An 11,450-nucleotide genomic window follows, 5' to 3' on the forward strand; every position below is an offset into this window, starting at 1 on the left:
GTCCCGAGACGCCGGCCACTCCCCTGCGGACGAGAGCGAGTGTACCACACCTAGGGCACGAGAAGATCACCGTCGCGGCGGAAGAACCCCTCGGACACAAGATCGTTGACGATGGAGACGAACAGGTCGCCGTCGACTCCTTCACGGGACGCCGCGACCTCCGCACGGTTGAGCTCCGAGCGAACGGCCGTCGCCGGCACTCCTTCGGGCGCGGCCAGCACGCGGCGCACAATCCACGAGCGCTTCTGGCGGCGCGACCCCTCGAAGGCGGACTGGCGACTATAGGAGGCAGAGCGTCGCGTGGGATTCACGCCCGTGGCCTTCAAATGGGCACCGTAGTCGAGCAGTCCGTAATACCAGCGCCGCGGATCGGCAGCGGCCGCCGGATGGAAGGCCGCGGCAGCCACCAGGGGCTCCAACTCGCGATCGGGTACGCCATCGCGATCGGGGAACAGCTCGTGCAGGAACACGGCCCGCACGTTCGTTTCCACGTACACTCCAGGCACCTGATGCGCGAAGGCCATCACGCCGGCCGCCGTGGCCGGCCCGATGCCCGGAAGCGCCAGCAGCTCCTGATAGGTGTCGGGCAGCTGGCCGCCAGAAGCCGCGCACTGGTCGGCCGTGCGCTTCAGGGCCAGGGCGCGGCGATTGTAGCCGAGGCCCTGCCATTGCTCCAGCACATCGGGAACCGCGGCGGCGGCCAGGGCATCCACGGTGGGAAACGCATCGAGGAACCGTTCCCAGAAACGGCCCACGCGCGCCACCTGGGTCTGCTGCAGCATGATCTCCGACACCAGCACGGCATAGGGATCGTCGATATGGCGCCAGGGCAGATCGCGGTACAGCTCGCGGGCATGCTGGAGCATGCGATGGACGAAGCAATCCAGCGGCTCGATCCCAGCGGGCCACGCCGGCTCTACGACCTTTGCCATAGCTCATCCACGCCCCATTGCGGCCGCGCGAGATGCGCCGCGCCTCTGCTTGCCGAAACCGTCAAGGCGACGCTCCCCTACAGCAGCTCGTCCAAGTCGCCGAGAGAGGCCGCGAAGTCGGACACCACGGCGTTTTCCAACTCGGCGTACTCGGCCGACTCCAGCGGCTGGTAGGCCGCCAGCTTGTCGAACAGGTTCTCGCGGGTAACCGGCTGGTAGCGACGGTGCATGAGACCTTGCTTATAGGCCTCCTCGATGGCCTCACGAGCAGCCATGTAGATGTCGTAGCGGGGCATATGGGCCGACAGACGCACCAGTTCGTCGCGGTTCACCGCACGGATGGAAGGGTGGGCGCGCGCAATGTCCATCCAGATATCGGCGCGCTCGCCCTCGGTGGGATAGGCGATATCGATGCAGGTGAACGGATACAGCAGATCGAGGAAGAACGGGTCGATAACCTCGGAGGAAGAAGCCGAGGCGAGCACGTACACATCGGGGTTCTCCACGGCCTGGCGAATAAGGTTCACCGCCTCGCGGGCGCCTCGGGACATGGCGGCCATGAGGAATCCCGCCATGTCGTCGGACATCTCGGCGATGGGCGACCCCCACAAGTCGATGTCTTCCAACACCAGCACGCCGCCGCCCTCGAAGCCGTGGCGCAAGGCATTCAGCCCGTCGGCATCGGCGGCCTGGGCCGTCACGCAGAGCATGGGCAGTCCCTGGAAGCTCTCCTCCATGCGCATGCGCACGGCGGGAAGACCCAGCTCGCCCACAGTGGCCATCATGAAGCGGCTCGCATCCTCGCGGGCCTGCGAGCAGAACAGCAGGTTGTCGGCCGCCGGCGCGCCCTCGAAGCCGTGGCGGCTGTTCAGCATGGCGATGAAGGCCTCGTATTCCGGGTCGCCCGCCAGGCCGATGCCCAGGGCGCGCATGCGCTCGACGACCTCGGTGAAGCCAGGCAGCGAGGCGTAAGTGAAGATGTCCACCGGCTGCGCATCGGCCGGCGCCGCCGCGGGACCGGCGGCGGGAGAACCTTGGGGCGCACCCGCGCCAGCCGCCCCCGGCGAAGCCGAAGGCGCATTCTTCGGACGACTCGGCTCCTTCGCCTTCGCAGAGGCCTCAGGCGTCGGCACCGCGACGGAAGCAGCCAACACCGGGGGCACCGCGCCACCCGGCGAGGCCATGATCATACCCACTGCCTCTTGGGATAGGGCCTCGGTCATTTCCTCTATGTCGTCGCGGGAGATGCCGAACTGCTCCAGGCGGTCGAAGGCGAGACCCTGCAGCTGCTCGGCGCAGGCCGCGATCTCGTCGTGGGACAGATAGGGCTCCAGGCGCTCGAAAATGTATTCGGCCAGCGCCCGCTCGCGCGTGGAGCACGCCACCCGCCACGCCTGCTTCAGGCCGTAAATAGCATCCTCCGACGGAACCTCGGACTCGGAGGCCTCCTCGAAGGCGGCCAGGTACAGATGCAGTCCCAGGCGCGCGTCCCCCGCTTCGCACGCCGCCGTGGCCTGGGCCAGATAGTCGGCCGGCGTAGGTTGCGCCCCGTCGCCGCAGGGCGGAAGATTCGCATCGACGTTCTCGAACATAAGCTGCTACCTCTCATAGGCTGCGGACCGCTGGGGCCCGCTCATCGTATTTTGGGGGCTATTCTATCGAACAAAAGATCGTTTGAATAGGGTATTTTCGCATTTCCATCGCACAGCGCACAGCTTCTCCCTCGGTGGGGTGCATTCGGGACAGCGAAGCTGTTTTCCGCAGCAGATCGCAAAGCGGCGGTGCGGCACGCTCGGCCCTACTTCCTTCCCTGGCGCCAATCGAGGATCTCGTAGCCCTCGGCGTTGGCCGTGCGCGTCAGCGGACGGTCGGGCGTAACCGCGCAGGGATGCGCCGCCGCGGCCAGAAGCGCGCGGTCGGAATGATGGTCGCCGTAGGCCCAGGCCAGCTCCCATCGGCCCTCGCCGAACCGCTCGTCGCAGAACTGCGAGAGCACCTGCACCTTCTGGGAGCCCTCGATGGGCAGGCCCTCCACCTTGTCGGTGTAGTTGCCCTGGAAGTCCACCTTCATGCGGGTGGCGATGGCGTACTGGATGGGGCGGCGCTGCATGGCGGCGGCTACGATAGGCTCGAATGTAGCCGACACGCACACCACCGCATGGCCCGCCTCCTCATGGGCGAGCATCGCGGCCTCGGCATCGGGCCGGAAGCGCTCGTCGATAAACCGATCGTAGAAATCGCGCAGGAACCGGTTCACCTCGGCGGCCGGCTGACCGACGAAGGCGCGAAACACCAGGCCGCGCACCCAGCTCTCGTTCTGAGGAAGGCGGGCCTTGTAGCAAGCCCCCCACCCCATGATGCGGGCTATCACCGAGGGCTTCAGCATGCGTCGGCGCGCCAAATGACGCACGAGCAGCACCGGGGAATTGCCGCGAATGCAGGTGCCATCGAAGTCGAATGCAGCCACCTGCACCTTGCCCGACCCATCGCGTACGGGCTGGGCCGGCAGCAGGCGCTCGGCGCCCAGGGCGGCAGGTGTCACGCGGCAGATGCCCTCGGGCAGACGGGCGGCCGCGCCGCAGCCGCATTCCTCGTCGGGCACGAGCACGGAGGGTTTCGGCACTATGGGCATGATCACTCGACAATCCTTCGACATATCGACGGCAATGCGAATCGGTTCGAGCCGACATAATATCTCATCGGGAACCCGTCGCGGCCGTTCGCGGGCCAACAACAGAGAACCTTTACCTTCCCGGTGCCGCATCGCCGCCGTCGCGACAGCATCGCCGCGAAGCCGCCGACAGCGGTGCCCTGGGCCAGCAGCGTCCCACGCCGTCGCCAACACGGGCAGGGGGATCGAGGAGACGAGAACTTCGTAGGGGCGGCCTTCAGGCCGCCTTCCTGGGAGAAGCCCCCCACTCGGGCGGGGCGGCTGAAGCCGCCCCCTACGGGGTGCCATCGGGTCGGAGCACCGTCGGCAGGGCGGGGTGCCATCGGGTCGGAGCGCCGTCGGCGGGGCGGGGCGGCATCGGGTCGGAGCACCGTCGGCAGGGCGGGGCGGCATCGGGTCGGTGCACGGCGGCGGGACGGGACTGCGTAGGGGCGGCCTTCAGGCCGCCCTGCCAGAAGAAGCCCACTCGGGCGGGGCGGCTGAAGCCGCCCCCTACGAGGCCTGCGGATGCGCGACGCCTCCGGGCGGGGCGGCTACGCTTCTAGTCTTCGAAGCGATCGTTGCAGGCGGCGAACTGGGAGGCGTACAGCTCGGCATAGAAACCGCCTGCGGCCAACAGCTCGTCGTGGGTGCCCTGCTCCACGATGTCGCCGTCGCGCAGCACCAATATAAGGTCGGCGCGGCGGATGGTGGACAGACGATGCGCGATGACGAAGGAGGTGCGGCCCTCCATCAGGCGGTCCATGGCCTGCTGGATGCGCAGCTCGGTGCGCGTGTCCACCGAAGAGGTGGCCTCATCCAGGATGAGCATGCGGCGGTCGGCTAGAAGCGCGCGGGCGATGGTGAGCAGCTGGCGCTGGCCGGCCGAGATGTTCGTGCCGTCCTCGTTTATCTCAAAATCGTAGCCGCCGGGCAGCGTGCGGATGAAGTGATCGGCACACGCCTCGCGGGCCGCCTCCTCCACCTCGGCATCGGTGGCCAAAAGACGTCCATAGCGAATGTTCTCGCGGATAGTGCCCGAGAACAGCCAGGTGTCCTGCAGCACCATGGCGAACTGATCGCGCACCGCCGCGCGCGCCATGTCGCGAATGTCGGCGCCCCCGATGCGGATAGAGCCCGCATCCACGTCGTAGAAGCGCATGAGCAGCTTCACAAGAGTGGTCTTGCCCGCACCCGTGGGACCGACGATAGCCACCGTCTGCCCTGCGGCCGCCCGGGCCGAGAAATCACGGATGACCGGTGCATCGGGCGCATATCCGAAGCGCACGTGGTCGAATTCAACATCGCACGGCACATTCGCAGCGGCCTTGCCGGCAACGGCCTCGCCCTCCCCTTCCATCTCGGGAAGGTCGAGGAAGGCGAAAATGCGCTCGGCGGCCGCAGCCAACGACTGCAGCACATTGGACACCTGGGCCAGCTGGGTGATGGGCTGGGTGAAGTTCTTCACATACTGGATGAACGCCTGGATGTCGCCCACAGTGATGGCGCCCGTCACAGCGAAGAAGGCCCCCGACACCGCCACGGCCACATAACCCAGATTCCCCACGAATCCCAGCACCGGCATCATGAGGCCCGAGAGGAACTGGGCCTTCCAGCCGGCATTGTACAGGGCCTCGTTATCGCGCTCGTAGGCTTCCACCGTGGCGCCCTCGCGCCCGAAGGCGCGCACCACCGCATGCCCCGAGCAGGTTTCCTCCACCTGGCCGTTCAGCGCCCCCAGCAGACGCTGCTGGGCCACGAAGTGCTTCTGCGACAGGCGCACCACCAGGGACACCAACAGGATAGATACAGGTATCATCACCAACGCCACCAGGGTCATCACCAGGTTGATGGACAGCATCATCACCAGTACGCCCACCACGGTGACGATCGAGGTGATCAGCTGGGTGACGCCCTGGTTCAGGCTCTGGCCCAGGGTGTCCACATCATTGGTGATACGCGAGAGGGTGTCGCCGGTGGAGTTCTTCTCGAAGTAGCCGAAGGGCACCCGCTCTATTTTACGGGCAATGGCATCGCGCAGGCGGTAGCACGTTTGCTGGGAAATGTAGCTCATCACCCAGGACTGCACCCAGGCGCACACCGCCGAGGCAACATACAGCGCCAGCGTGGCCAGAAGGATATGCGCAATAGCGTTGAAATCGATGGAGCCGGCGCCGGCCGCCGCGGCCACCGTGCCATCGAACAGCACCGTGGTAGCCTCGGAGAGCACCTTCGGCCCCACGATGGAAAAGGCGGTGGAACCGATGGCGAAGAGGAGCACCAGCAGAAGACGCCCCTTGAACTGGCCCATGAAGCCCAGCATGCGCCGCATGGTGGCACCGAAGTGCAGGGGCTTCTCACCGCCCATCATACGGCCGGCGGGCCCATGGCCGCCCGGCCCTCCGGGACCTCGGCGCGGGCCGGACGGGCCGCCCTTGGGAATAAAGGAGGGGTGTCCGCTCATCGCGCGCCCCCCTTCCCGCACGGGTCGGAAGCAGTCGCAGGCAGAGCGCCCAGTCCCAGCTCGTCCTCCGTCAGCTGCGAGAGAGCGATCTCGCGGTAGGCCGGGCACGTGACCAGAAGCTCGTCGTGGGTGCCCACGCCGGCCACGCGGCCCTCGTCGAGCACCACGATGCGATCGGCCGCAAGCACTGTGGAGATGCGCTGGGCCACGATGATCTGGGTGGATCCGGCCGCGTAGGCGGCAAGGGCCGCCCGCACCCGGGCATCGGTGGTGTAGTCGAGGGCCGAGAACGAGTCGTCGAACAGGTAGGCCCGCGCGCGGCGCACGAGAGCCCGCGCCATGGCCAGGCGCTGGCGCTGGCCGCCCGACACGTTGGAACCACCCTGAGCGATGGGGGCGGCCAGGCCCTCGTCGCGTTCCTCCACGAAGGCCAGGGCCTCGGCCGCCGCCAGCGCCGCGCGGATGTCGTCGTCGGTGGCCGCCTCATCGCCGTAGGCAATGTTGCTGGCCACAGTGCCCGCAAACAGGAATGCCTTCTGCGGCACGTAGCCCAGCTGGGCGCGCAGGTCGGCCTGGCGCCAGGCGCGCACGTCCACGCCATCCACCAGCACCGCGCCCCCGCACACGTCGTAGAAGCGCTCAATGAGCTTCACCACGGTGGACTTGCCCGATCCCGTAGAGCCCACGATGGCCACCACCTGGCCCGGCTCGGCCGTAAACGACACATCGTGCAGCACGTCGGCGGTGTCGTCCTCATAGCGGAACGACACGTGCCGAAACTCGATGCGCGCCCCTTCCGCAACCGCATCGAGGCCATACGGCGGCTTGGAAGCAGCCGGCGCAGTCTCCCCTTTCCGCGATCCTTCAGGCACCCCCTCGCGCGCAGATTCCGCAGCGAACGGAACAGCCCGGTGGGCTGTTCCGCCGAGCGAGGACTTGCCTGAGCACGTGGGGGTGCCTGAAGGATCGCCCAGGGAATCTGCGCGCGAGGGGGCATCCGGGGAATCGCCGCAACCGCCTTCAGGGTCGCGCACGGAGGACTCGCAATTCAGCACCTCCAACACGCGCTGGGCGGCCACGTCGGCGCGCGGCAGCATGATGGAGATCATGCCCATCATGAGGCACCCCATGATGATGACCATGGCGTAGGTGATGAACGCGATGAGGTCGCCCGTCTGCAGGCTGCCCGCGGCCACCGCGCCGGAGCCGAACCACACGATAGCCACCGAGGTGAGGTTCATCACCAGCATCATGGTGGGCATCATGAACGCCATGGCGCGGTTGGTGAACAGCTGGGTGCGCATGAGGCGGCGCGAGGCGCCGTCGAAGCGCTCCTCCTCGTAGGCGTCGCGGTTGAAGGCGCGCACCACGGCAAGGCCCGTGAGCATCTCGCGCGCCACCAGGTTCACACGGTCGATGAGCTTCTGCATGATCTTGAAGCGCGGCAGGGTGAAGCGGAACAGCACCGCGATGACCGCGAACACCAGCGCCACGGCCACCACCACAATCCAACCCAGCTGGGGGTTCGTAACCATCACCATGACCACGCCGCCGATGGCGAGAATGGGCGCGTACAGCACCATGCGCAGCATCATGGTGCACACGTTCTGGATGAGCACCACGTCGTTGGTGCCTCGGGTGATGAGCGAGGCGGCCGAGAAACGGTTGATCTCGGCGTCGGAGAAGGCCACGATGCGGGAGAACAGCCGACTGCGCAGATCGCGCCCGATGGCCGCGCCGGTGCGCGAGGCCACGAAGCTCACGGCCACATCCAGCACCATGGCGCAGGCCGCCACCACCAGCATCACCACACCGATGCGCACCAGATAGGATACTTGCATGGGGAACAGATCGACGCCGGCGGCGCGGTAGCCCTCCAGGGCCTGCACGTCCTCCACACCCGACTGGGCGATGCCCACGTCCACGATCTGCGAGGTGAACACCGGCAAGGCCAGATCGCACACGGCCTTCAACGCCAGCAGCAGCATGACGAGGGCCACCGCGCCCTTGTGCTGCCCCAGAAAGCGGATCACGCCCACGGCGCACCCCCGTTCATGCCCACGATGCCAAGGCGGCCGGGGCAAGCGGCGTGTTCGATGCGCACGAGGCCCTTCATCGTCCCGCCTACACCGCGAAGAACGCGAGCGCCGCGTACACGCCCACGCCGGCCACGGCCGTCCACAGAAGCGACTTGCTCTTCGCGGCCACGATGGCCGCGGCCACGGCGGCCACGAGCGGAATGGCGGCCGGCCAGATGCCAGCATCGAACATGCCGGGGTTTAGAAGGTCGTTGGCCACGAGTGCCGCGAAGGCCGCGGGCGGGATGAATCCCAAGGCCCGCTCAAGGTTCTCGGGCAGCGCACGCCCCTTCAGCAGGAACAGCGGGATGATGCGGCAGGCCCACATGGCCAGCACGCAGCCCGCAAGCACGATCCAGAACTCGGTCCAGCTCATCGGGCATCACCGCCTCGGGGAAGATCCCTCGGCTCCGCGCCTTCGGCGCTGTGCCCAGGATGGCACAAGGGGTGGTCGCCTTCGGCGCCCCGCTCGGGATGGCGCGAGGAAACGTCGCAATCGCTGGTCGCATTCCCCGCAGGAACGCCGCAATCCCCTGCCGCGCTCCCCGTAGGGGCGGCCTTTAGGCCGCCCGCGGCTTCGGCGCCCTTCCCCAGCGTGAGGGAGAAAGCCATGGCGCACACCACGCCGGCCACCGCGCCGATGAGGATGGCGGGGCCGGAAAGCCCGCATGCCTTGCACACGTACACGCCGAGCGCCGCCACGGCCATGGCCACGATGTTGGCCGAGGTGAATTTCTGAGTAACCAACAGGCAGATGAAGATGGCCGTCATGGCGAAGGCCGCGATGTTCACGGGAATGGCCACCGCCGCGCCCACGACGCAGCCGATCACGTTCGAAATGGTCCATGAGCTCTGCGAGAACACGTTTACCATCAGCGCGCGGTCCACCGACCAGTTGCCCTCGGCGAAACGCTGCGTGTTCACCCCGTAGGACTCATCGGTCACCGTGGCGGCGAACAGCGCTGCCAGCCAACGCGGAGCATGCTCGCAGGTGGGAGCGAACGAGGCGGCGTACAGCATCTGCCGCGTGTTCACCAGCGAAACGCTGGCCGCAATGGAGGGAATAGACGAGCCGGCCAGGAACATGTTGCAGATCATGAACTGGCCCGCGCCGGAGTACAGAAGAGCGCACAGCAGAAACACCTGCAAAGGGTTCAGCCCAATGGTGTTCGACAGAATGCCGCAGGGCAGCCCGATGGCCACGTAGCCCAGCATAATGGGGGCCGCCGCCGAGAACGCCGACAATATGTGCTCGCGAGAAAACATAGCACCCCATTATAGCCATCCGCCCCGCCCCGCGCACCACCCGTTTGCGCAACCGCACAAAAGAACACCCCTTAAAAATCTTCTTCAGGAATGTACGTGAGTTGCTGCACACCAATCACACCAAGCGCTGCGAGTTGGAAGAGAGCCCGGGTCAATTCCCTTCGCACGGTCTCGGAGGCCCAATGAGGCTTCCAGGCAATCACATAATCGATAATCTGTTCCTCGGAAATAAGCCCACCTGCTTTTTTCAGTTGATCATGAGCGAAGATCAACGTCGATGCAATTTCCGCTTCGCGCGTATCTCGAATACGGCTAAACAGGTCGACAGTGACCCGAACGGCTTCAAGTTCAGCGGCCGTAAAACGACCAGGATCGAATACGAAGCCATCAGAGGGGCTCAACCGGATCATGTGTCCCAGAGTCGTTTCCGTAATATAGTTGCAATTCGCCATTGCGGAGAGCGCATCTTTGGCTTGCACGGAAAAAGGTCCGTAATCCCCTTTTCCAAACACGAAGCCCGTCGCAACGCCCGACCGCGTAAGGATATAACAAATTTTTTGATAGGCCGTCCGACCCACGGAAAGCGACAGGCTATCCGAATCGAGTTCTTGGATAACCGCAAGGACAAGATCCCATTTGCGGTTATAGCGCCCGGAGTATCTGCCCACCTCGGAATAAGGAGCACATGCTTGGGCAAGAAATGAGGTGTTCAGCTGCCCTCGCGGGGTTCCATATGGGGCGTATATCGATATATCAAGGGGAATATCCTTAAGTTTACGGTACATGAGCGGTCCCACATCTTCCCATCTGAGACCGCCGTTTCCGCATCCCAAGGGAGGAAATGCCACCGAATCCACTCCCAAGGAATCCCAGTTATCTGCGAACCAGTCTAGCCCACGCTCAACATAACTCAAACGAGAAGGCGAACGCCAATGGTCCTTCGTGGGAAAATTAATGACAGCTGGCCCTATAAGCCCCGAGAAGATATAGGGTTCGCCCGGCTTCACCATACCGTGACTGCAACGGAAGCGATAATCCCTGTAGTTTTCGGGAAAACGGCGTTTGAAGATCGAGGCAATGCCTTTGCCCATGACTCCGACGCAATTCACCGTATTGACAAGCGCTGATGCGTTGCTTTCAAACATATCGCCGATGAGAACCCGCATTGCAGCTCCTATTCAAAGAAAAGATCGGGGTCGATTTTAACGCAAAAACCCGAGCCAGCGCCGATCTTGCCGCTGAGCTGCTCCGCGGAAGCCTCACAAAGCACACAGGCGTCAACAATAAGATTCGGAGGAACGCAGTCTAAAACAAGCACCTCGGCACATTTCTTTGACCTTTTTTCATAGAAGACAGGAGCGCGCGGATCCGTCCAATCACGCGCGAATACAGAAGCGAAATCTAGAGCATCCAATGCCGCCATGGGAGAAAAGAAACGCGCATAATCCGAAGCAGCGTTCCTGTCCGCCACAACCGTGCTGGCAATATCAAGCACATCGCACGATACCGAGAGCACACACAGGGAAGACCGTTCGGACCTCCTCCGATACATCATGGGATTACGTGCGTCAAAATAGAGGTTCGCATACTGATGAAGCTGCGTTCGCCCCACCACGACTTCCTTCTTGGATCGCTTTCGCTGCACATCTCCGAGCGATATATCGATATGAGCCAATTGCGAAGCCCCGTGATGACTCAGAATTCCATATTGCATAATGGAAGGAGTATTGGCAATAGGAGTTATATATTGAAGTTTTCTGTCTCCTATTCTTTCGGCGTAAGCACGAGCTACGGCCCCCATCGTTCCTCCCTCCTCGATCAACAAGATCACTTCAGCATTATAGTACTAATGTTCGTTTTATACAAGGAAAGAGCTCTGTCTTTCTCAGAAAGTGCGGCGTAACAACCCGAGCATTTTTCTCTACCGCTTATTGTCTAGCGAGGAGCAACGCCGTACAAAAGAACGCCCGAAATCTGACCTTCTCCCTTTGCAAAAAAGAGAGCGGCCCCGCCAAGTGACGGGGCCGCTGAAACTTCCCTTCCGGAGCGCCTCGACGAAG

Annotated in this window: 9 protein-coding genes; all 9 read right to left on the reverse strand. The window is 64.3% G+C overall.

Going from position 1 to position 11,450, the window contains the following annotated elements:
* Positions 1–50: 50 nt before the first annotated feature.
* Positions 51–932: an HhH-GPD family protein gene (locus VIN30_RS06280; protein WP_338210131.1), complete on the reverse strand. Its 882-nt coding sequence runs from the start codon at positions 930–932 to the stop codon at positions 51–53.
* A gap of 77 nt (positions 933–1,009) precedes the next feature.
* The gene (locus VIN30_RS06285) at positions 1,010–2,524 is read right to left on the reverse strand and encodes a ribonucleotide reductase subunit alpha (RefSeq protein ID WP_338210133.1); all 1,515 of its coding nucleotides are present in this window, start codon (positions 2,522–2,524) and stop codon (positions 1,010–1,012) included.
* Positions 2,525–2,730: 206 nt separating this feature from the next.
* The gene (locus VIN30_RS06290) at positions 2,731–3,564 is read right to left on the reverse strand and encodes an HAD family hydrolase (RefSeq protein ID WP_338210146.1); all 834 of its coding nucleotides are present in this window, start codon (positions 3,562–3,564) and stop codon (positions 2,731–2,733) included.
* A gap of 580 nt (positions 3,565–4,144) precedes the next feature.
* On the reverse strand, positions 4,145–6,046 hold the full coding sequence (locus VIN30_RS06295; RefSeq protein ID WP_338210135.1) for an ABC transporter ATP-binding protein: 1,902 nt from the start codon (positions 6,044–6,046) through the stop codon (positions 4,145–4,147).
* Complete coding sequence (locus tag VIN30_RS06300; RefSeq protein WP_338210137.1) at positions 6,043–8,085, reverse strand: ABC transporter ATP-binding protein; 2,043 nt, start codon at positions 8,083–8,085, stop codon at positions 6,043–6,045. Before VIN30_RS06300 ends, VIN30_RS06295 begins: the two co-directional genes overlap by 4 nt.
* 85 nt (positions 8,086–8,170) lie before the next feature.
* Entirely contained in the window at positions 8,171–8,500 is a 330-nt protein-coding gene (locus tag VIN30_RS06305) for an AzlD domain-containing protein (protein ID WP_338210139.1), read from the reverse strand.
* On the reverse strand, positions 8,497–9,390 hold the full coding sequence (locus VIN30_RS06310) for an AzlC family ABC transporter permease (protein ID WP_338210141.1): 894 nt from the start codon (positions 9,388–9,390) through the stop codon (positions 8,497–8,499). Before VIN30_RS06310 ends, VIN30_RS06305 begins: the two co-directional genes overlap by 4 nt.
* A 71-nt stretch (positions 9,391–9,461) precedes the next feature.
* Complete coding sequence (locus VIN30_RS06315; RefSeq protein WP_326424189.1) at positions 9,462–10,556, reverse strand: macro domain-containing protein; 1,095 nt, start codon at positions 10,554–10,556, stop codon at positions 9,462–9,464.
* 8 nt (positions 10,557–10,564) lie between these two features.
* Complete coding sequence (locus VIN30_RS06320; protein ID WP_326424188.1) at positions 10,565–11,191, reverse strand: DUF4433 domain-containing protein; 627 nt, start codon at positions 11,189–11,191, stop codon at positions 10,565–10,567.
* Between the last annotated feature and the right edge of the window lie 259 nt (positions 11,192–11,450).

This window comes from Adlercreutzia wanghongyangiae, assembly GCF_035989245.1.
GTDB lineage: Bacteria > Actinomycetota > Coriobacteriia > Coriobacteriales > Eggerthellaceae > Adlercreutzia > Adlercreutzia wanghongyangiae.

Coding starts and splice junctions, on each gene's coding strand:
- VIN30_RS06280 (WP_338210131.1), bottom strand. CDS start 932: ATGGCAAAGGTCGTAGAGCCGGCGTGGCCCGCTGGGATCGAGCCGCTG.
- VIN30_RS06285 (WP_338210133.1), bottom strand. CDS start 2,524: ATGTTCGAGAACGTCGATGCGAATCTTCCGCCCTGCGGCGACGGGGCG.
- VIN30_RS06290 (WP_338210146.1), bottom strand. CDS start 3,564: ATGCCCATAGTGCCGAAACCCTCCGTGCTCGTGCCCGACGAGGAATGC.
- VIN30_RS06295 (WP_338210135.1), bottom strand. CDS start 6,046: ATGAGCGGACACCCCTCCTTTATTCCCAAGGGCGGCCCGTCCGGCCCG.
- VIN30_RS06305 (WP_338210139.1), bottom strand. CDS start 8,500: ATGAGCTGGACCGAGTTCTGGATCGTGCTTGCGGGCTGCGTGCTGGCC.
- VIN30_RS06310 (WP_338210141.1), bottom strand. CDS start 9,390: ATGTTTTCTCGCGAGCACATATTGTCGGCGTTCTCGGCGGCGGCCCCC.
- VIN30_RS06315 (WP_326424189.1), bottom strand. CDS start 10,556: ATGCGGGTTCTCATCGGCGATATGTTTGAAAGCAACGCATCAGCGCTT.
- VIN30_RS06320 (WP_326424188.1), bottom strand. CDS start 11,191: ATGGGGGCCGTAGCTCGTGCTTACGCCGAAAGAATAGGAGACAGAAAA.